Annotated in this window: 22 protein-coding genes; 21 read left to right on the top strand and 1 reads right to left on the bottom strand. The window is 70.4% G+C overall.

Features of this window, described 5'->3' with window-relative positions:
- Positions 1–380: 380 nt before the first annotated feature.
- The 18 genes from ffh to ACFPCV_RS23115 all read left to right on the top strand — a co-directional run bounded on the left by ffh (position 381) and on the right by ACFPCV_RS23115 (position 15,743).
- On the top strand, positions 381–1,931 hold the full coding sequence (gene ffh / locus ACFPCV_RS23200; RefSeq protein ID WP_378058398.1) for a signal recognition particle protein: 1,551 nt from the start codon (positions 381–383) through the stop codon (positions 1,929–1,931).
- A gap of 3 nt (positions 1,932–1,934) precedes the next feature.
- A complete protein-coding gene (locus tag ACFPCV_RS23195; RefSeq protein ID WP_378058396.1) occupies positions 1,935–2,999 on the top strand; it encodes an amidohydrolase family protein in 1,065 nt (354 codons plus the stop codon).
- A gap of 63 nt (positions 3,000–3,062) precedes the next feature.
- Positions 3,063–3,818: a CPBP family intramembrane glutamic endopeptidase gene (locus ACFPCV_RS23190; protein ID WP_378058395.1), complete on the top strand. Its 756-nt coding sequence runs from the start codon at positions 3,063–3,065 to the stop codon at positions 3,816–3,818.
- Between the two features lie 148 nt (positions 3,819–3,966).
- A complete protein-coding gene (rpsP, locus tag ACFPCV_RS23185; RefSeq protein ID WP_378058394.1) occupies positions 3,967–4,443 on the top strand; it encodes a 30S ribosomal protein S16 in 477 nt (158 codons plus the stop codon).
- Positions 4,440–4,679 (top strand): RNA-binding protein, encoded by a 240-nt coding sequence (locus tag ACFPCV_RS23180; protein WP_075128707.1) that lies wholly within the window; start codon positions 4,440–4,442, stop codon positions 4,677–4,679. Before rpsP ends, ACFPCV_RS23180 begins: the two co-directional genes overlap by 4 nt.
- Positions 4,680–4,701: 22 nt before the next feature.
- Positions 4,702–5,223, top strand: coding sequence for a ribosome maturation factor RimM (gene rimM / locus ACFPCV_RS23175; RefSeq protein WP_378058393.1), 522 nt, complete (start codon positions 4,702–4,704; stop codon positions 5,221–5,223).
- 94 nt (positions 5,224–5,317) lie between these two features.
- The gene (gene trmD / locus ACFPCV_RS23170) at positions 5,318–6,085 is read left to right on the top strand and encodes a tRNA (guanosine(37)-N1)-methyltransferase TrmD (protein ID WP_378058392.1); all 768 of its coding nucleotides are present in this window, start codon (positions 5,318–5,320) and stop codon (positions 6,083–6,085) included.
- A gap of 126 nt (positions 6,086–6,211) precedes the next feature.
- Positions 6,212–6,571 carry a 50S ribosomal protein L19 gene (gene rplS, locus ACFPCV_RS23165; protein ID WP_378058391.1) on the top strand — a complete coding sequence of 120 codons (360 nt, stop codon included), beginning with the start codon at positions 6,212–6,214 and terminating at the stop codon, positions 6,569–6,571.
- Positions 6,572–6,607: 36 nt separating this feature from the next.
- Positions 6,608–7,558, top strand: a complete 951-nt coding sequence (gene lepB / locus ACFPCV_RS23160; protein WP_378058390.1) for a signal peptidase I — start codon at positions 6,608–6,610, stop codon at positions 7,556–7,558.
- Positions 7,559–7,612: 54 nt separating this feature from the next.
- Positions 7,613–8,524, top strand: a complete 912-nt coding sequence (gene lepB / locus ACFPCV_RS23155) for a signal peptidase I (protein WP_378058389.1) — start codon at positions 7,613–7,615, stop codon at positions 8,522–8,524.
- Between the two features lie 29 nt (positions 8,525–8,553).
- On the top strand, positions 8,554–9,336 hold the full coding sequence (locus ACFPCV_RS23150) for a ribonuclease HII (RefSeq protein WP_378058736.1): 783 nt from the start codon (positions 8,554–8,556) through the stop codon (positions 9,334–9,336).
- Positions 9,333–9,656, top strand: a complete 324-nt coding sequence (locus ACFPCV_RS23145) for a DUF2469 domain-containing protein (RefSeq protein WP_133908662.1) — start codon at positions 9,333–9,335, stop codon at positions 9,654–9,656. Before ACFPCV_RS23150 ends, ACFPCV_RS23145 begins: the two co-directional genes overlap by 4 nt.
- Before the next feature lie 127 nt (positions 9,657–9,783).
- A complete protein-coding gene (locus ACFPCV_RS23140; protein ID WP_378058388.1) occupies positions 9,784–10,164 on the top strand; it encodes a YraN family protein in 381 nt (126 codons plus the stop codon).
- Positions 10,164–11,678 (top strand): YifB family Mg chelatase-like AAA ATPase, encoded by a 1,515-nt coding sequence (locus ACFPCV_RS23135; protein ID WP_378058387.1) that lies wholly within the window; start codon positions 10,164–10,166, stop codon positions 11,676–11,678. The genes ACFPCV_RS23140 and ACFPCV_RS23135 overlap by 1 nt, the downstream gene beginning before the upstream one ends.
- 92 nt (positions 11,679–11,770) lie before the next feature.
- Positions 11,771–11,959 (top strand): hypothetical protein, encoded by a 189-nt coding sequence (locus ACFPCV_RS23130; RefSeq protein WP_378058386.1) that lies wholly within the window; start codon positions 11,771–11,773, stop codon positions 11,957–11,959.
- Positions 11,956–13,113 carry a DNA-processing protein DprA gene (dprA, locus tag ACFPCV_RS23125; RefSeq protein WP_378058385.1) on the top strand — a complete coding sequence of 386 codons (1,158 nt, stop codon included), beginning with the start codon at positions 11,956–11,958 and terminating at the stop codon, positions 13,111–13,113. The genes ACFPCV_RS23130 and dprA overlap by 4 nt, the downstream gene beginning before the upstream one ends.
- 79 nt (positions 13,114–13,192) lie before the next feature.
- Positions 13,193–14,164: a tyrosine recombinase XerC gene (locus ACFPCV_RS23120; protein ID WP_378058735.1), complete on the top strand. Its 972-nt coding sequence runs from the start codon at positions 13,193–13,195 to the stop codon at positions 14,162–14,164.
- A gap of 757 nt (positions 14,165–14,921) precedes the next feature.
- Positions 14,922–15,743 (top strand): FliA/WhiG family RNA polymerase sigma factor, encoded by an 822-nt coding sequence (locus ACFPCV_RS23115; protein ID WP_378058734.1) that lies wholly within the window; start codon positions 14,922–14,924, stop codon positions 15,741–15,743.
- A gap of 316 nt (positions 15,744–16,059) precedes the next feature.
- Here the strand turns inward: ACFPCV_RS23115 and ACFPCV_RS23110 are convergent, their stop codons facing one another.
- Positions 16,060–16,587, bottom strand: coding sequence for a M23 family metallopeptidase (locus ACFPCV_RS23110; RefSeq protein ID WP_378058384.1), 528 nt, complete (start codon positions 16,585–16,587; stop codon positions 16,060–16,062).
- Positions 16,588–16,943: 356 nt separating this feature from the next.
- Here ACFPCV_RS23110 and rpsB point away from each other — a divergent pair, with 356 nt between their 5' ends.
- From rpsB to pyrH, 3 genes are all read left to right on the top strand, one after another.
- Positions 16,944–17,795, top strand: a complete 852-nt coding sequence (gene rpsB, locus ACFPCV_RS23105; RefSeq protein WP_378058382.1) for a 30S ribosomal protein S2 — start codon at positions 16,944–16,946, stop codon at positions 17,793–17,795.
- A 35-nt stretch (positions 17,796–17,830) separates the two neighbouring features.
- The gene (tsf, locus tag ACFPCV_RS23100; RefSeq protein WP_378058381.1) at positions 17,831–18,646 is read left to right on the top strand and encodes a translation elongation factor Ts; all 816 of its coding nucleotides are present in this window, start codon (positions 17,831–17,833) and stop codon (positions 18,644–18,646) included.
- Between the two features lie 97 nt (positions 18,647–18,743).
- Positions 18,744–19,466: a UMP kinase gene (pyrH, locus tag ACFPCV_RS23095; protein ID WP_378058380.1), complete on the top strand. Its 723-nt coding sequence runs from the start codon at positions 18,744–18,746 to the stop codon at positions 19,464–19,466.
- Positions 19,467–19,495: the final 29 nt, after the last annotated feature.

The raw sequence follows: 19,495 nt of genomic DNA, 5'->3' as shown, positions 1-19,495 counted from the left end.
TCCGCGTTCGGGACCGCCGAGTCGGCAGTTCGCGTCGGGACACCGGCACACCCGAACGGCCGACTCGCCGGTCCGGAACAGGGGACTCGCGGGTTCTGAACGGGAGACTCGCGGGTCCTGAACGCGGGACTCGCGGGTCCTGAACGCGGGACTCGCGGGTCCTGAACGCGGGACTCGCGGGTTCTGAACCGGGGACTCGCGGGTTGAGTAGTTACCCCTAGGGCGAACCGGGGGAGTTCGCGCTGCCCTTTGGGGGGTGGAGGGGAGAGGCTGTTCCTGCGCACCGGGAGGGAGCGCAACTGGGTAGGCCGGGGTTGGGCCCGTCGAGGGGTCGGGCCCATCCCGGCGACCGGCTTTCGCAACCGGCTACCCTCGACAGGGTGTTCGACACTCTCTCCGATCGGCTTACGTCGGTCCTGCAGAACCTCCGCGGCCGCGGCCGGCTGTCCGAGGCCGACGTCGATGCCACCGCGCGCGAGATCAGGATCGCGTTGCTGGAGGCAGACGTCGCGCTTCCGGTGGTCCGGACGTTCATCGCCAACGTCAAGGAGCGCGCCAAGGGCGCGGAGGTCTCCGGCGCGCTGAACCCGGCCCAGCAGGTCGTCAAGATCGTCAACGAGGAACTGGTCAAGATCCTCGGCGGCGAGACCCGCAGGCTGAACCTGGCCAAGACCCCACCGTCGGTGATCATGCTCGCCGGCCTGCAGGGTTCCGGTAAGACCACGCTCGCGGGCAAGCTCGCCAGGTGGCTGACCTCGCAGGGGCACACCCCGCTGCTCGTGGCCTGTGACCTGCAGCGCCCGAACGCGGTGAACCAGCTGCAGGTCGTCGGTGAGCGCGCCGGTGTCCCGACCTACGCGCCGGAGCCGGGCAACGGCGTCGGCGATCCGGTCGACGTGGCCCGCCGCTCGATCGACGAGGCCAAGCGCGCACAACACGACATCGTGATCGTCGACACCGCGGGCCGGCTGGGTGTCGACGAGGAGATGATGCGGCAGGCCGCCGACATCCGCGAGGCCGTACAGCCCGACGAGGTGCTGTTCGTCGTCGACGCGATGATCGGTCAGGACGCCGTCACCACCGCGGAGGCCTTCCGCGACGGCGTCGGCTTCACCGGTGTCGTCCTCACCAAGCTCGACGGCGACGCCCGGGGTGGCGCCGCCCTGTCGGTCCGTGAGGTCACCGGCCAGCCGATCCTCTTCGCCTCCAACGGCGAGAAGCTCGAGGACTTCGACGCCTTCCATCCCGACCGGATGGCCTCGCGCATCCTCGGCATGGGCGACGTCCTCACCCTCATCGAGCAGGCCGAGCAGGCGTTCGACAAGGACCAGGCCGAGGCCACCGCCGCCAAGATCGGCACCGGCGAGCTGACGCTGGAGGACTTCCTGGAGCAGATGCTCGCGGTCCGCAAGATGGGCCCGATCGCGAACCTGCTCGGCATGCTCCCCGGCGCGGGACAGATGAAGGACCAGCTGGCGCAGGTCGACGACAAGCACCTCGACCGCCTGCAGGCGATCATCCGCGGCATGACCCCGGCGGAGCGCGACAACCCGAAGATCATCAACGCGTCCCGTCGCGCCCGCATCGCCCGCGGCTCCGGCGTCGCGATCCGCGAGGTCAACGACCTCGTGAACCGCTTCTACGAGGCCCGCAAGATGATGCAGCAGATGGCGGGCCGCTTCGGCTTCCCGGGCGCCAACCGCGGCGGCAGCAAGTCACGCAAGGGCAAGAAGGGCAAGAAGGGCAAGGGGCGGGGCCCGACCCAGCCGAAGGTGCGCGGCGGCCTGCCTGCGTTCCCCGGCGGCGTGCCCGACCTGTCGAAGATGCCGCCCGGCCGGGGCGAGCTGCCTCCGGGCCTGGCCGGACTCGACCAGGGTCTCCCGCCCGGCTTCGACCCGTCGAAGCTCAAGTTCCCGAAGAAGGACAAGTAGCGCATGCCGGCGCTCCACATGCGGGGCGTGGTGCTCCCCGAGGGGGAGCCCCGTGACCTGTGGATCGTCAACGGCCGCATCCGCCTGACGCCGGTCCCGTACGCGGACACGATCTCCGACGGCGGTTTCCTCGTGCCCGGTCTCGTCGACGCGCACTGCCACATCGGCCTCGCCGCCGAGGACCTGGCCGAGGCCGAGCGGCACGCGCTCGCCGACCGGGACGCAGGCACGCTCCTGGTCCGCGACTGCGGCGCCCCGCTGGACACCCGGCCGCTGCAGGAGAAGCTCGAGCTGCCGAGGATCATCCGCGCGGGCAGGCACATCGCGCGGCCGAAGCGGTACATCCGCTACATCAGCGAAGAGGTGGAGGACCCGGCGGAGCTGCCCGCCGTGGTCGCCGAGCAGGCCGCGGTCGGCGACGGCTGGGTCAAGCTGGTCGGCGACTGGATCGACCGCGAGGCAGGTGACCTGGCCCCGCTGTGGCCGGACGACGTGCTGGCCGAGGCGATCAAGGTCGCCCACGACGCGGGCGCGCGCGTCACCGCCCACGTGTTCGGCGAGGACGCGCTGCCCGGCCTGATCCGTGCCGGCATCGACTGCATCGAGCACGGCACCGGCCTCACCGCCGACACGATCGACCTGATGGCCGACCACGGCACGGCGCTGGTCCCCACCCTGATCAACATCGAGACGTTCCCCGACCTCGCGGCGGGTGCCTCGAAGTATCCGGTGTACGCGAGCCACATGCTGGACCTGTACGGCCGCGTCCGCCAGACCGTCGGCGCCGCGGTCGAGGCCGGGGTGCCGGTCTACGCGGGCACCGACGCGGGCGGCGGCATCGCCCACGGCCGGATCGTCGACGAGATCGTGGCACTGCACGAGCTGGGACTGTCCCGTGCGGACGCGCTGGGCGTCGCGTCGTGGACCGCCCGTGAGTGGCTCGGTTTCCGCGGCATCGAAGAGGGCGCGGCCGCCGACGTCATCGCCTACGACACCGACCCGAGGACCGACCTCGCGGCGTTGCGCGCTCCGAGCCGCGTCGTGCTCCGGGGTCGTGTCATTCACTAGGCACTGATGTTGACGACCCGCTCCGACCGGATCGCCCGTCCCGGACGCACTACGCTGAGCTAGGTGACGACCGAGCGGGAAGCGACGCCCACCCAGGACGTCGACGACCCCTCGGAAACGCGCACCCACAAATGGGGTTTCGGCGCGTTCCTGTTCGTCTTCGCGGTCTTCGTGCTCTCCGCCGTCGTCATCGGCGCGCTCGTCGGCATCATCGCGCCCGGTTCGGGTGGCTCGCCGTCGGTCATCGTCATCGGCACGATGGTGCCCACGCTGCTCGCCGCCGGTGTGGCCCTGCTCGTCACCAAGATCCGCGGCAACGGCCCGCGGATCGACCTGCGCTGGTCCATGCGCGCCGAGGACGTCAAGGTCGGGATCAAGTGGGGTCTCATCGGCCTGATCTGCACGACGGTGGCCGCGTTCGTGTGGACGAACGTCGTCGGCGACCAGAACGCGCAGTCCGCGGTCGGCGCGCTCGTGGACAACCAGCTCATGCCGGTCGGGCCGGCGATCGCGATGTTCCTGTTCGTGTGGCTGATCGGCCCGTTGTGCGAGGAGATCATCTACCGCGGCCTGCTGTGGGGCGCCCTCGAACGGCTCAAGTGGGGCCGCTGGGCCGTGTTCTTCCTCACCACCATCATCTTCGCGGTCAGCCACCTCGAACCGCTGCGCACGTCGTTGCTGCTGGTCATCGGCATCCCGATCGGCCTTGCACGCCTGTTCACCGGCCGTCTGGGGGCCAGCATCATCGCCCACCAGGTCAACAACTTCCTGCCCGCGGTCGCCACGTTGCTCGTCGCGCTCGGGGCGATGCCCGCCTGAGCGGGGCCGTCTGGCAGAATGGCTAGCTGTCCGTCGTGGCCGGACCCTCTCACCGTGCCATGGCGCCATCAACTTGGGGCATCAGCGGGCCGCAACCCCACGCGGTCCGCCGAGGTCCAACCATGATTCGACAGGAGCACCACAACCCGTGGCAGTCAAGATCAAGCTGCAGCGTCTCGGCAAGATCCGGGCGCCGTACTACCGCGTCATCGTCTCGGATGCCCGCACTCGGCGCAGTGGCAAGGCCATCGAGACGATCGGCCAGTACCGGCCGAAGGAGGAGCCGAGCTTCATCCAGGTCGACTCCGAGCGCGCCCAGTACTGGCTGGGTGTCGGCGCGCAGCCGACCGAGTCGGTGCAGCGGATCCTCGAGATCACCGGTGACTGGCAGAAGTTCAAGGGTCTCCCGGGCACCGAGGGGACGCTGAAGGTCAAGGAGGCGAAGACCTCCAAGCAGGAGCTGTTCGAGCAGGCACTGAAGGAGGCCGGCTCCGAGCCGACCACCGACGCCACCACCCCGAAGAAGAAGGGTGGCGCGAAGAAGGCCGAGCCGAAGAAGGCCGACGAGAAGGTCGACGAGAAGGCCGACGCGAAGTCGGATGAGGGTGCCAAGGACGCCTCGTGAGTTTCCTCGCGGACGCTCTTGAGCACCTGGTGCGCGGCATCGTCGACAACCCGGACGACGTGCGTGTCGAGCTGGTGACCACCCGCCGTGGCCGCACGCTCGAACTGCACGTGAACCCGGACGACCTCGGCAAGGTGATCGGCCGCGGCGGCCGCACCGCCACCGCGCTGCGAACCGTCATGGCCGGGATCGGCGGCCGGGGCATCCGAGTGGACGTCGTCGACACCGACCAGTGAGCGGAGCTTGCGGAGCGAACAGATGACGCAGGCTGAACTTCTCCTGGTCGGCAGGGTGGCCAAGGCTCACGGCATCGCCGGCGAGCTGGCCGTCGACATCCACACCGACGAGCCCGACGAACGCTTCGCTCCCGGAGCCGTGCTCACCGCGCGGCTCCGGGACCGTTCCGTTCGCCCGGTGACCGTCTCGACGGTCCGTCACCACTCGGGCCGTCTGCTCGTGCGGTTCGACGAGGTCCCCGACCGCAACGCCGCCGAGACGATGCGTGGCGCGCAGCTGCTGGTCGACGTGAACGAGCTGCCGCTGTCGGACGACCCGGACGCCTTCTACGACCACGAGCTGGAGGGCCTCGCCGCGGTGCTCACCGACGGCACCGAGGTCGGCACGGTCACCGAGATCGCACGCGGTCCGGGCGGCGAACTGCTCGTGCTCACGATGAAGGACGGCACGGAGGGCCTCGTCCCGTTCGTCCGCGCGATCGTCCCCGAGGTGGACGTCGAGGGCGGCCGCGTGGTCATCGACCCACCGGAGGGTCTGCTTTAAGGGGACCGTGACGGCACCCAGCCACCATCCACCCGCCATTCGCGCCGGTTCGTCGGGACGGGACCAACACTGTGAAACCCGGGGAGGTGGACTAGTGCGTATCGACGTCGTCACCATCTTTCCCGAGTATCTCGACCCGCTCCGCCAGGCGTTGCTTGGCCGGGCCATCGAGCGCGGCCTGCTGAGTGTCGAGGTCCACGACCTGCGCCGCTGGACCCACGACGTGCACAAGGCCGTCGACGACAGCCCGTACGGCGGCGGCCCCGGCATGGTGATGAAGCCGCAGGTGTGGGGCGAGGCGCTCGACGAGGTGTGCGCAGGAGGCACCCCCCGCCTGGTCGTCCCGACCCCGGCGGGCCGCCCGTTCACGCAGGCCATGGCCCGCGAGTACGCGCGGGAGGACTGGCTGGTGTTCGCGTGCGGCCGCTACGAGGGCATCGACCAGCGGGTCCTCGACGACGCCGCCCGTCGCATGCCGGTCGACGAGGTCTCCATCGGCGACTACGTGCTGGTCGGCGGCGAGGTCGCCGTGATGACCATCGTCGAGGCCGTCGCCCGGCTCCTGCCCGGCGTGCTCGGCAACCCGGCGTCGGCGGAACAGGACTCGTTCTCCGACGGCCTGCTGGAGGGCCCCAGCTACACCCGGCCGGAGGTGTGGCGCGACCTGGCGGTGCCGGACGTGCTCCGCTCCGGCAACCACGGCGCCATCGCCCGCTGGCGCCGTGACCAGGCCCTGGCCAGGACGTATCGGCGCCGCCCCGACCTGCTGGCCGCCCTGCCGGACGAGGCGTTCGACAAGCACGACCGCGCCCAGCTGGCCCGCGTCCGAGATCCCGATTTCGACCCGGGGAAATCGGTCTGACATACTGGACCGGTTGTTGCGACCGGGTGACGCCTGGCGCACTCACACGGACTCCCCAAGATGTTGACTAGGGACTCGCCTCGCGCCTTGGGATGAACGAAACAACAGTTGAGGACGGATACACCGATGAACACCCTGGACGCTCTGGACGCCAAGTCGCTGCGTTCCGACATCCCGGCTTTCCGCCCGGGCGACACGCTGAAGGTCCACGTCCGCGTCATCGAGGGCTCCCGTGAGCGGGTCCAGGTGTTCAAGGGCGTCGTGATCCGTCGCCAGGGCGGTGGCATCCGCGAGACCTTCACGGTCCGCAAGATCTCCTTCGGTGTCGGTGTCGAGCGCACCTTCCCGATGCACTCCCCGAACATCGCCAAGGTCGAGGTCGACCGCCGCGGTGACGTGCGCCGCGCCAAGCTGTACTACCTCCGTGAGCTGCGCGGCAAGGCCGCCAAGATCAAGGAGAAGCGCGAGCCGGCGCCGACAGCCTGACCTGCTTTTTTCGCGTAGCCCGGTAACCTGGGCTGTGTGGTAAACCCCGTGCACGCTCCGACGCCAGAGGACGACCCGGAGCGCACAGACCTGATCCCCGAGGTCCGCGACGCCGACTCGACGCCGGTGTCGCGGGCCGAGGGCGGCACGGAGGACCGCAGCGATACCAGGCACGGCAAGCACCGCAAGCCGCCCAAGAAGCAACCGCTGTGGCGTGAGCTGCTCACCTTGCTGGCCGTCGCGCTCGTGCTCACGTTCCTGATCCAGCAGTTCCTGGGGCGCGTGTACTCCATCCCGTCCGGCTCGATGGAGCAGACCCTGCACGGCTGCCCCGGCTGCACGGGTGACCGTGTGCTGGTGGACAAGCTCGTCTACGACTTCTCGGACCCCGAACCCGGCGACGTGATCGTCTTCGAGGGTCCGGCCTCCTGGACCGAGAACGACGTCGCGACGCCAAGGTCCGGCAACGTCCTGGTCCGCGGCATCCAGTACGTCGGCTCCCTGATCGGCCTCGCCCCACCCGACGAGCGCGACTTCGTGAAGCGGGTCATCGCGGTCGGCGGCCAGACCGTCGAGTGCTGCGACGAGGAGTGGCGCGTCCTGGTCGACGGCGAACCCCTCGACGAGCCGTACGTCCACTGGCAGAACGGCGCCCCGGACGCCCGCCAGCGCTTCGACCCGGTCACGGTCCCGCAGGGCACGCTCTGGGTCATGGGCGACAACCGCAGCGACTCGTCCGACTCCCGCTTCCAGGGCGGCGGCGGGGTCCGCGGCGTGGTCCCGATCGACAAGGTGATCGGCAAGGCCCGCTACATCGTGCTGCCCCCGTCCCGCTGGCGCGGCGTTGGCGACCACAACCCGCAGGAGGCCGACGCGGCCGCGCTGGGCGCCCCGGCCTGGCAGCAGGGCGCACCGCTTGGCCTTGGTCTGCTCGTCGCGTGGCCGACTCTGTGGCTGGGACGCAAGATCCGCGAACGGCGCGGGTAGCCGGCACTTCCGTGCGCTCCGCAGCCCTCGCGCGGGCACCGGTACTCTGCCCTAGTGGTCGATGTCGCACGCTCCGGTAACAGCAGGGACAACGAGGACGAGGGGGACGGCCCGGCTGACCAGGACAAACCCGGCGACCCAGCCACGTCGGGCAGAAAAGCCAGTGGCAAGAAGAAGCCGCGCTCGTTCTGGAAGGAACTCCCGATCCTCATCGGGGTCGCGCTGCTGCTCACCCTGCTCATCCAGACGTTCCTCGCGCGGGTGTTCGTCATCCCGTCCGAGTCGATGGAGCAGACCCTGCACGGCTGCCCCGGCTGCTACGGCGACCGGGTGCTGGTCGACAAGCTCGTCTACACCTTCGGCGAGCCGGAGCCGGGCGAGGTCGTGGTGTTCGAGCGGCCGAACACGTGGAACCAGTCGGAGTTCACCGCAGAGCGCTCCAGCAACGGCTTCGTGGCATGGCTGCAGGACGTCGGCGCCGCGTTCGGCCTGGCGTCCCCCAACGAGGACGACGTGGTGAAGCGGATCGTCGCGGTCGGCGGCCAGACCGTCGAGTGCTGCGACGAGGAGAACCGGGTCCTCGTCGACGGCGAGCCGCTCGACGAGCCGTACATCTACTGGCTTCCCGGCAACAACACGCAGGAGTCGTTCCCGCCCATCAAGGTGCCGGCGGGCATGCTCTGGGTGCTCGGCGACAACCGCAACAACTCGTGTGACTCGCGCTGCCAGGGCGGTGGCGGCAAGAACGGTCTCGTGCCGGTGGACAATGTCATCGGCAAGGTGCGCTACATCGTGCTGCCCCCGTCGCGGTGGCGCGGCGTCGGCGACCACAACCCGCAGAGCGCCGCGACGAACAACGCGATGCCGTTCGTGCCGCTCGGTCTGGGTTTCGCTGCCGCGGTCCCGACCGTGTGGCTGGGCAAGCGGGTGCGCACGGCGATCCGATCCGGTGGAGTCAGCAAGTGACAGTGGCCCGACGGGGGCGTCCGGGGTGGCTGGAGTCCGGCCCGCCCCGGCCCGTGCTGAGGCGTGAGTCAGGGAACTGGGCACTGCAGTCCGCGCTGGACCGGCGCGGACTGGGGCCCGTGGCAGGGGTCGACGAGGCGGGCAGGGGAGCGTGTGCCGGCCCGCTGGTCGTGGCGTCGTGCGTCCTCCGACCGGGTGATTCTGCGCGTCTCGACGGCCTGACCGACTCGAAACTCCTGACCGCGGCGTCCCGCGAGCGGATGTACGAACAGGTCGTCCGCCGTGCCGTCGACTACGCGGTCGTGGTCATCCCGGTCGAGGAGGTCGACCTCAAGGGCGTTCACGTCAGCAACATCGAGGGCATGCGCAGGGCGATCGCCAGGCTGCGCACCCACCCCGGCTACGTGCTGGTGGACGGTTTCCGGGTGCCTGGCCTGACCGCGCCGTCGATGCCGGTCATCAAGGGTGACCAGGCCGTGGCCTGTGTGGCGGCGGCGTCGATCCTCGCGAAGGTCACCAGGGACCGGATGATGACCGAGCTGCACGAGGAGTTCCCCGAGTACGGCTTCGACGAGCACAAGGGCTACTGCACCGGCACCCACAGCGCCGCGCTGACCGTCCACGGGCCGAGCAGGGCCCACCGGTGGTCGTTCGTGAACGTGGCGTCGGCGGGCCTCGCGCACGGCCTGCGCGCGCCACACCCGGTGGCCTTGAGTGTGGCGGCGGCCGCCGTGGTCCAGAATGGTCAGATTGGGAGTCTGCCGGGCCAGCCGCCGACGTCCGTCGACCAGGAGGAGCGCGAGACCGCATGAGCGCGGAGGATCTCGAGAAGTACGAGACCGAGATGGAGCTGCAGCTCTACCGGGAGTACCGCGACATCGTCGGCCAGTTCTCGTACGTGGTGGAGACAGAACGGCGTTTCTACCTGGCCAATGGTGTCGACGTGCAGGTCAGGGACTCGGACGGCGAGGTGTATTTCGAGGTCAGGATGTCCGACGCCTGGGTGTGGGACATGTACCGGCCTGCCCGGTTCGTGAAGAACGTCCGGGTCATCACCTTCAAGGACGTCAACGTCGAGGAACTGGACAAGCCGGACCTGCGGCTCCCCGAAGAGGGCCCGTTCGGCTCCTAGCACAGAGCACCGACGAGAAGTCCGTGGAAGACCGCGGGAAGACCGGGTTGTCCACAGCCGGTCAGGTTGTCCACAGTTGATCTTCGAGCCGTGGCCGTGACCTTGCCCGCGGGGCATGGTCGTGGTCATGACGACTGAGGCGACACGTCCGAGGCCGGCGCACCTGCGTACCGGCGAACGCGGAGAGGCCCTGGCCGCCCGCTACCTGGAGGAACAGGGCCTGACGGTCCTGTCGAAGAACTGGCGCTGCCCAGAGGGCGAGCTGGACCTCGTCCTGACCGACGGCAAGACCCTGGTGGTCTGCGAGGTCAAGACCAGGACCACCGACAACTACGGCCCGCCCGCGGAAGCGGTGGACGACCGGAAGGCCGCCCGAATACGCAGGCTGACCCGTCGATGGCGCGCCGACCACGGCGTCCCGCACGTCCCGACGCGCTACGACATCCTGGCGATCCTGTGGCCGCCGGGCGAAACCCCGAAGGTCAGCCACCTGAGGGGCGTGTTCTGATGCCGCTGGCACGAGCCTTCTCAGTGGCCCTGTTCGGCGTTGACGGCGTGGTGGTCGAGATCGAGGCCGACATCGGCGGCGGCCGTCCGCGAACCCAGATAGTCGGCCTTCCGGACGCCTCCCTGAACGAGGCGAAGGAACGTGTCCGGGCCGCGGTCCGCAACAGCCAACGCAAGTGGCCGGACGAGCTCATCACCCTGGCCCTGTCCCCGGCGGCCCTCCCGAAGGGCGGTTCGAGCTACGACGTGGCCCTGGCCTGCGCGGTCCTGGTCGCCGCGGGTCTGGAACCGGGAGAGCGCCTGGAGAAGACGGTCCTGCTCGGCGAATTGGCGCTGGACGGCCGGGTCCGCACCGTCCGGGGCGTGCTGCCGGGTCTCCTGGCGGCACGAAAGGCAGGGCTGCGCCGGGCCATCGTCCCGGCCGCGGCGCTCGCGGAGGCGGCACTGGTCACCGACCTGGAGATCCTGGGCGCGGAACACCTGACGGAGATCCTCGACTGGCTGCGCGGCGAACCGGACACGCTGCGCGAAGCGGCCGCGCAGCCACCGCGGACACCGGCGGACGTCCCGGACCTGGCGGACGTGATCGGCCAGCCGGAGGCCCGCTGGGCGCTGGAGGTGGCGGCGGCGGGCGGCCACCACCTGCTGCTGACCGGTCCACCGGGCACCGGCAAGACGATGCTGGCACAACGGCTTCCCGGCCTGCTGCCTCCGCTGACGGACGACCAGGCACTGGAGGTCACGGCGATCCACTCGATAGCCGGTCTGCTGACCCCGGAGGCGCCGCTGGTGGTCACGCCCCCGTTCATCGCCCCGCACCACTCGAGCTCGGTCCCGGCGCTGGTGGGCGGCGGGGTGGGTCTGGCGAAACCGGGTGCGATCAGCGCCGCCCACAACGGCGTCCTGTTGCTGGACGAGGCATGCGAGTTCGTGGCGGACCGACTGGAAGCGCTGAGGACCGCGCTGGAGGAAGGAGAGGTGCGGCTCGCGAGGCGAGACGGCGTGGTCCGCTACCCGGCCCGCTTCCAACTGGTCATGGCGACGAACCCGTGCCCGTGCGCCCCACCCCGCGAGTTCGACTGCACCTGCACCCCGATCGCCAAACGCAGGTACCTGTCCAGGTTGTCGGGCCCACTCCTGGACCGGGTCGACCTGAGAGTCCGGATGCGCCCGATCACCGCGATGGCCAGGGCCGACCTGGCGCAACCGGAACCGACGGCGGCGGTGCGGGCCCGAGTCCTGAAGGCGAGGGAACGTGCGGTGGAGCGCTGGAAGAAACACGGTTGGCTGACCAACGCCCAGGCCCCGGGCCCGACGCTGCGCCGGGAGTTCACCCTGCCGAGAAAGGCAACGGCGATCCTCGACCGCGGCCTGGACATCGGCGCGGTGACCGCACGAGGCGCCGACCGCTGCCTGCGCGTCTCCTGGACCCTGGCGGACCTGGCCGACGAGGACCTCCCCACCTCGGACCACGTGGCGGCAGCCCTGGAATTCCGTGACCGAAGAGTCGCCTGACCACCAGCCACACCGCCACGAGGAACGGCCGGCTCGATCTCGCCGGGCGTCGCAACGCCCTTTGCCGAAAGCCAAGAAAGGACCCATTCCCGATGCGTACCCAGGACAACTGGCAGCCCGCACGCCTCACCGACGCTACGACCACGACGGCTGTCTGCCCGCGCATGTACTGGCGTTTGATGAACCCGTCCCTGCCGCCACCCGACACCCTCACCTGCCTCACCAGGGGACCCGGCTGCTGCGCCGCCTCGGCCACGGCGGACGTGCGGAGGGCGGCATGAGCGCACCGCCGGACGAGGAGGTCGTCCTTGCCCGCGCCTACCTCATGCGCGTCGCCGAGCCGCCCGCCTTCGCGCTCCACGCGTTCGTCGACGTCGTCGGCCCGGTCGAGGCGGCGGACCGGGTACGGCACGGCGACGTCCCCGAGGCCGTCCAGAGCGAGACCGAGGCCCGGCGCGACCTCGATCTGGCAGGCGAGGACCTCGGCAACGCGGAGAAGGCCGGCGCCCGGCTCGTCGTGCCGGAGGATCCCGACTGGCCAGCCTGGCAGCTCCTGTGCCTGGCCCCGCCCACCGACCGCGGCCTGCGCGGCGCGGGCCCGCCGCTCGGCCTGTGGGTGCGGGGCGCGGTTCCGGTGGCGAACGTGTTCGACCGGGCGGTCTCCGTCGTCGGGGCGCGCGCGGCCACCGGCTACGGCGAGCACGTCGCCGCCGAGCTGGGGTACGGCCTGGCCCGGGCAGGCATGACCGTCGTGTCCGGAGCGGCCTACGGGATCGACGGCGCCGCGCACCGGGGTGCCCTCAGCGCGGGCGGCCCGACCGTCGCCGTGCTCGCGTGTGGCGTCGACATCGCCTACCCGGCCGGGCACAGCGGCCTCCTCGACGGCATCGCCGCGGCCGGGCTCGTCGTCAGCGAGTACCCGCCCGGCACCACCCCGGCGCGGCACCGCTTCCTCGTCCGGAACCGGCTGATCGCCGCGTTGTCGTCCGCGACGGTGGTCGTCGAGGCCGGTATCCGCAGCGGCGCCCGCAACACCGCGACCACCGCGGGGGCGCTGGGCAAGGTCGTGCTGGCGGTGCCGGGACCGATCACGTCGGCGATGTCCGTCGGCTGCCACGACCTGCTGCGGACCGGTGGTGCCATGGTCGCGGGGTCCGTGCCGGAGATCATCGAGGCCGTCGGGCCGGTCGGCGAGAACCTCGACCCGGCCCGCCGGGACCGCAGGCGTGCCACCGACGGGCTCGGCGAGCAGGCACTACGCGTCCACGACGCGCTGCTCAGGGAGGAGAGCAGGGACGCAGAGCAACTCGCGGTGGAGTCCGGGGTGCCGCCGGCCAGGGTCCGCGCGCTGCTGTCGGAACTGGAGTTCACCGGCCATGCCACCCGGCACGACGACGGCTGGCGGCAGCAGAAGGGAGGTGACCGGCACGCCTGAACGTGCGTGGCGGTACTTGACCGGGCAGACGTGATGGCGGAGCGTGAAATGGGTGTCAGAGTCACGCGCGAGAGTCGATCTGCACCGGATCCGGGACGAGCTGCCCCAGGATGTCGGTGAGGTCGTCGCGGCCTACGAACGGCACCTCGGCCTCGAGCGCGGCCTGTCGGCGCACACCGTCCGGGCCTACCTCACGGACGTGGTGTCCCTGCTCGGGTTCCTGCACGGCCTGCCGGCGGTCGGCGGTACCCGCAGCATCGACCGGAGCCGGGGCAAGGGCGTCGCGGCGCTGGACCTGAGGGCACTGCGTGCGTGGCTCGCGGCGCAGCGGACCGCGGGGGTGAGCCGCACGACGATGGCGCGGCGGTCGGCCAGCGCGCGGACGTTCACCGCGTGGGCGCACCGGCGCGGGCACCTGGCCACCGATCCCGGCGCCCGGCTCGCGTCACCGAGGCCGCACCGCAAGCTGCCGTCGGTGCTGCGACAGGACCAGGCGGGCGAGGTGCTGGCGGCGTCGAAGACGGGCGCCGCCGAGCTGGATGCGGTAGCTCTCCGTGATCACGCTCTCCTGGAGCTCCTGTACGCGACGGGCATCCGGGTGTCCGAGCTGTGCGGCCTGGACGTCGACGATGTCGATCTCGAAAAGCGCCTGGTCGTGGTGTTCGGCAAGGGCGGCAAGGAGCGCACCGTGCCGTTCGGCGAGCCCGCGCTCCGCGCCGTCACCGAGTGGCTGAGCCATGGCAGGCATGCTCTCGCGAGGCCCAAGTCGCCGCCCGCGTTGTTACTGGGTGTACGCGGCGGCCGGTTCCAACCGGCCAGCGTTCGACGTATCGTGCACGAGGCGTTGGACGCAATTCCGGGTGTTCCCGTCATGGGACCGCATGGTCTGCGTCACTCTGCTGCGACACATTTGCTCGAAGGTGGTGCTGATCTTCGTAGCGTCCAGGAGCTACTTGGTCACGCTACGCTCGCAACAACGCAGCTTTACACCCATGTGACCGTCGAACGGCTGAAGGCAATCCATGACCGAACGCACCCCCGTTCCCGATGAGCCAGGGGAAGGTTCGCGAGCGTCGGCTGCGCCCAGCACCAGGGCGCGGGTCGACAGCGCCCGGCACAGCGGTGCCCGCACCGCTGTCGCACTCGACCCACATCCCCCGGCTCCCCGCGAACAAAGCGACGGTCAGCCGACGAACACGCAGCGTGACGACACCCGCCGAACCAACGGCGCCCGCTCCCACCACCCACGAACGAACGGCACCGCAAAGCCCGCCCCGCCGAACGGCAACCACCCCCGCGCCGGGCAGGACGGCACGACCACCAACGGCCGACCCGCACCCACCGGCAGGGACGAGACGGAAGCACGCCACACCGACCGGCCCTCGGCCGCGGCCAACACGCCCAACGGTGCTCCCGGCACACCCTGCGGCACGGCCGCGACCGACCAGCCCGCCGCCAGCGGCGAGCGGGCGGCACGTTCTGGCGGTGGGTCCGCTGTGGGGCACGAGGCATTCGACGGGGAGGTGGCCGCGAACGGTACGACTGCCTCATGGGGGGTTGCTGGGGCGGACGGTGACGGGATTTCCGCTGGTGGGCGTGTCTCCGGTAACGACGGCGCGGGTGCGGCCGCTGCGCGTGGCGGTACGGTCGTCGGTGAGGGGCGTCAGGGGGCTGACGAGCGCGCCGTCGTCGAGGGCGGATTCGGCGGTGCGCGGGTCTCCGGGGGAGGCGCTGGTGCCGACGATGTGGGGGGTGCCGTGGTGAACGGTGCCGCTGGGCAGGACGTGACTGTGGCCAACGGGCACTCGATGCCCTTCGGCTTCGGGGAGACCGCCGGGGTCCTGCCTGGTGACCAGCGGACCTTCGACGACGTCGAGGCGGGCATCGTCGCACTGTGGCGGCAGTTCGGGGAGCAGCGGGAGCAGCCGCTGCGGGACCGGCTCGTGTTGCACTACGCGCCGCTCGTGAAGTACGTCGCCGGGCGGGTCGGGACCGGGCTGCCCGCGCACGTCGAGGTGGCCGACCTGATCCAGTCCGGGATCTTCGGGCTGGTCGACGCCATCGAGAAGTTCGAGCCGGAGCGTGGGCTGAAGTTCGAGACGTACGCGATGCAGCGGATCCGCGGCGCGATCCTCGACGACCTGCGCGCGCAGGACTGGGTGCCCCGCTCGGTGCGTGGCCGCGCCCGCGAGGTGGAGCGCGCGCTCGAGCGGCTCGGGGCGCAGCTGCGCCGCACGCCCACCGACGCCGAGCTGGCCGAGGAGCTGGGGCTCTCCGTGCACGAGCTGCGGGACGTCTACGCCCAGCTGCAGCTGACCAGCGTCGTCGCGCTCGACGAGCTCGCCGCCGCAGGGCGTGGGACCACGCCGCTCGCCGACATCCTCGAGGACCAGGAGGCCCTCGATCCCGTCGCGCTGCTGGTCGACCAGGACAACCGGCGGCAGCTCGCGCAGGCCATCGCGCACCTCGCGGAGCGGGACCGGGTCGTCGTCACCCTGTACTACTTCGAGAACCTCACTCTCGCGGAGATCGGCCGGGTCCTCGGGGTCACCGAGTCCCGGGTCTGCCAGCTCCACACCCGCGCCGTGCTGCGGTTGCGGGCGAAGCTGCTGGAGAAGACCGAGGTCTAGACGATTGATTCCGTGAAGATCATGTGAAGTGGCTTGGCGTATGGCCCCCGTGATCAGGCACGACCCCCACACCCCTGCGGTCGCCCGACGGGGCTGGGCCGATGCCGTAGACGCGCTCACTGCACAACGAGTGCCGTGAATGGGCCGTTCAGGGCGCCCAGCGCCCTGAACGCGCCTTTCAGGGCACTGCCACGCCGTCAACGCGCCTTACAGCACCAAACCCGAAACCAGGCAACCCACCCGACCGAAAACCGAGCCGATCCGACACGACCGGCACACGACCACCGACCGCCCGACTTGACCTGGCGCGGCACGTTCACGGCCGTGGCGCCAGACCTTCCCACGGCAGTAATCGCACCCGGCCCGCCGACAGCAGTCCGAGCGGGTCGAGGTACTCCGTGCCGCGGCGAGCGCCCCAGTGCAGGCAGACCGCCTCCGCGCACCCCGGATGGCCGGGCACCAACCGGCCGACGACCGTGCCGCGCGCGACCCGCTGACCCGTGACCACCCGAGCCGTGACCGGCTCGTACGTGGTGCGCAGACCGTCGCCGTGGTCGATCGACACCACGCCCCGGTCCGCGACCGGACCGGCGTGCACCACCACGCCCTCGCCCGCCGCGGACACCGGGGCGCCGGGTTGTCCGCCCAGGTCGGCGCCGCGGTGACCGGGGCCGTACGGGGTGGCGGGCGCGACGAACGGCCGGATCACCGGGTGCGGCGGCGCCAGTGGCCAGCCGTACTGCCGGGCCTGCGCCGGCGGTGCGGCGCCCGCCGTCGCCGAGGCGGCCACGGGGACCGTGAGGGCGGTGGTGAGGAGGGCGAGGAGGAGCAGGAGGGTGGGCATGGGGTCAACGATGCACCGGGGGACCGACGGGGAGGGGGTGGTGGGGCGCTGGCTGTGGACAACTGGTCGGGCTGTGGACAACTGCCCGCAAACGGCCGACCGGTGTCGGCCCCGGTCGGGTGGAGCGCGTACACTTCTTTCGCGCCCCGTGGCAACGCGGGTCGACTTCGCGTGCCAGTGCGCCTGCCTCGCGGCAGGCGGCATCCGGCGGTCCCGAGACGACGTAGGAGCACAGTCGAGGGTCCGGCTGCCGGCACCGGCACCAGGGCGGGAGGCAAACGCCGTCCCGCGGCAACCGACATCGCGCCGGCACGACACCCCGACGCGCAAGAGAAGAAGAAGGTGCGAACCAGGCCATGGCCGTCGTCACCATGAAGCAGCTGCTCGATTCCGGCGTGCACTTCGGGCACCAGACCCGCCGCTGGAACCCGAAGATGAAGCGCTACATCTTCACCGAGCGCAACGGCATCTACATCATCGACCTGCAGCAGACGCTGTCCTACATCGACCGCGCCTACGAGTTCATCAAGGAGACCGTCGCGCACGGCGGGACGATCCTGTTCGTCGGCACGAAGAAGCAGGCGCAGGAAGCGATCGCGAACGAGGCGCTCCGCGTGGGCATGCCCTTCGTGAACCAGCGCTGGCTGGGCGGCATGCTCACCAACTTCCAGACCGTGCACAAGCGCCTCCAGCGCCTCAAGGAGCTGGAGACGATGGAGCAGACCGGTGGCTTCCAGGGTCGCACCAAGAAAGAGATCCTGATGCTGACCCGCGAGAAGGACAAGCTGGAGCGGACCCTCGGCGGTATCCGCGACATGGCCAAGGTGCCCAGCGCGGTGTGGATCGTCGACACCAAGAAGGAGCACATCGCGGTCGGTGAGGCGCGCAAGCTGCACATCCCCGTCGTCGCGATCCTCGACACCAACTGCGACCCCGACGAGGTCGACTACCCGATTCCGGGCAACGACGACGCGATCCGCTCCGCCGCGCTGCTGACCAAGGTCGTCGCCGAGGCCGCGGCCGCTGGTCTCATGGCCCGCTCGGGTGTGCGCAACGGTGTGCCGGACGGCGAGGACAAGCCGCAGCCGGGCGTTTCGGACGAGCCGCTGCCGGAGTGGGAGCAGGAGCTCCTCGTCGGCCAGGCCGCTCCGGCGGGTGGCGGCGACGCCGCGCCCGCGGCGGCGGAGAAGCCTGCTGACTCCGAGTAAGCGACCTACCCGAAAGAAGGATGGACAGAGCCACAATGGCTAACTACACCACGGCTGACCTCAAGCGGCTCCGTGAGCTCACCGGCGCGGGCATGATGGCCTGCAAGAAGGCCCTCGACGAGTCCGACGGCGACTTCGACAAGGCTGTCGAGCTCCTGCGCATCAAGGGTGCGAAGGACGTCGGCAAGCGTGCCGAGCGCACCACCGCCAACGGCCTGGTCGCAGCCGACGGCGGCGTGATGATCGAGCTGAACTGCGAGACGGACTTCGTCGCGAAGAACGCCGACTTCACCGGCCTCGCCGACAGCATCGTGAACGTCGCCAAGGCCACCAAGCCCGCCGACCTGGACACGCTGCTCAAGGCGGACCTCGACGGCAAGACCGTCGCCGACGCCGTGCAGGAGCTGTCCGCCAAGATCGGCGAGAAGCTGGAGCTGCGCAGGCTCGCGGTGTTCGACGGCTCCGTCACGACGTACCTGCACCGCCGGGACCCCGACCTGCCGCCGACCGTCGGCGTCGTGGTCGAGTACACCGGTGACGACACGGAGGCCGCCCGCGGCGCCGCCATGCAGGTCGCCGCGATGAAGCCGCGCTACGTCACCAGGGACGAGATCCCCGAGGACGTCGTGGCCAACGAGCGGCGCATCGCCGAGGAGACCGCCCGTGAGGAGGGCAAGCCGGAGGCCGCCCTCCCCAAGATCACGGAGGGTCGCGTCAACGGCTTCTACAAGGACGTCGTGCTCACCGAGCAGTCCTCGGTGCAGGACTCCAAGAAGACCGTGAAGGCGCTCCTCGACGCGGCGGGCGTGACGGTCACCCGGTTCGCCCGCTTCGAGATCGGCCAGTCCTGATCCCGGGAGCCTGGACCCCAGGCGGTGCCCCGCCCTCGACGAATCACTGAGGGCGGGGCACTCGCCTGTAGAAAGACCCACCACTGAGGGGAGACCCATGGAACTGTCGCGACACGGTTTCCGCAGAGTGCTGCTCAAGCTGGGCGGCGAGATGTTCGGCGGCGGTGAGGTCGGTGTCGACCCCGATGTGGTGGCGACGGTGGCCAAGCAGATCGCCGAGGTCGTGCGCGACGGCGTCCAGGTCTCCGTGGTGATCGGCGGCGGCAACTTCTTCCGCGGCGCGGAACTGTCGCAGCGCGGCATGGACCGCGACCGCGCCGACTACATGGCGATGCTGGGCACCGTCATGAACTGCCTCGCCCTGCAGGACTTCCTGGAGAAGCTCGGCATCGACACCCGCGTGCAGACCGCCATCACGATGGGCCAGGTCGCAGAGCCCTACATCCCGCGCCGCGCCGAGCGGCACCTGGAGAAGGGCCGCGTGGTGATCTTCGCGGGCGGTGTCGGCATGCCGTACTTCTCCACCGACACCGCGGCCGCGCAGCGCGCGCTGGAGATCGGCTGCGAGGTCGTGCTGATGGCCAAGTCGGTCGACGGCGTCTACACCGCTGACCCCAAGACCGACCCCGACGCCAAGATGTACGAGCACATCACCCACCGCGAGGTACTCGAACAGGGACTCGCGGTCGCGGACGCCACCGCGTTCAGCCTGTGCATGGACAACAACATGCCGATCATCGTGTTCAATCTGCTCACCGAGGGGAACATCGCCCGCGCGGTGCGTGGTGAGAGGATCGGCACTGTGGTCAGCACTCCCTGATCGACACCGGTGGAAGACAGGGACTCTGA

The organism is Actinophytocola glycyrrhizae, from assembly GCF_042653545.1.
Lineage (GTDB): Bacteria > Actinomycetota > Actinomycetes > Mycobacteriales > Pseudonocardiaceae > Actinophytocola > Actinophytocola glycyrrhizae.
This window is presented reverse-complemented; position numbering and strand designations above follow the sequence as displayed.

What these genes read in the sequence shown, in the direction of transcription:
- ACFPCV_RS23110 (WP_378058384.1), bottom strand. Translation starts at nt 16,587, where the DNA reads ATGCCCACCCTCCTGCTCCTCCTCGCCCTCCTCACCACCGCCCTCACG.
- ACFPCV_RS23135 (WP_378058387.1), top strand. Translation starts at nt 10,164, where the DNA reads ATGCCGCTGGCACGAGCCTTCTCAGTGGCCCTGTTCGGCGTTGACGGC.
- rimM (WP_378058393.1), top strand. Translation starts at nt 4,702, where the DNA reads ATGACGCAGGCTGAACTTCTCCTGGTCGGCAGGGTGGCCAAGGCTCAC.
- ACFPCV_RS23145 (WP_133908662.1), top strand. Translation starts at nt 9,333, where the DNA reads ATGAGCGCGGAGGATCTCGAGAAGTACGAGACCGAGATGGAGCTGCAG.
- ACFPCV_RS23130 (WP_378058386.1), top strand. Translation starts at nt 11,771, where the DNA reads ATGCGTACCCAGGACAACTGGCAGCCCGCACGCCTCACCGACGCTACG.
- ACFPCV_RS23115 (WP_378058734.1), top strand. Translation starts at nt 14,922, where the DNA reads ATGCCCTTCGGCTTCGGGGAGACCGCCGGGGTCCTGCCTGGTGACCAG.
- tsf (WP_378058381.1), top strand. Translation starts at nt 17,831, where the DNA reads ATGGCTAACTACACCACGGCTGACCTCAAGCGGCTCCGTGAGCTCACC.
- pyrH (WP_378058380.1), top strand. Translation starts at nt 18,744, where the DNA reads ATGGAACTGTCGCGACACGGTTTCCGCAGAGTGCTGCTCAAGCTGGGC.
- ACFPCV_RS23195 (WP_378058396.1), top strand. Translation starts at nt 1,935, where the DNA reads ATGCCGGCGCTCCACATGCGGGGCGTGGTGCTCCCCGAGGGGGAGCCC.
- rplS (WP_378058391.1), top strand. Translation starts at nt 6,212, where the DNA reads ATGAACACCCTGGACGCTCTGGACGCCAAGTCGCTGCGTTCCGACATC.
- dprA (WP_378058385.1), top strand. Translation starts at nt 11,956, where the DNA reads ATGAGCGCACCGCCGGACGAGGAGGTCGTCCTTGCCCGCGCCTACCTC.
- rpsB (WP_378058382.1), top strand. Translation starts at nt 16,944, where the DNA reads ATGGCCGTCGTCACCATGAAGCAGCTGCTCGATTCCGGCGTGCACTTC.
- ACFPCV_RS23140 (WP_378058388.1), top strand. Translation starts at nt 9,784, where the DNA reads ATGACGACTGAGGCGACACGTCCGAGGCCGGCGCACCTGCGTACCGGC.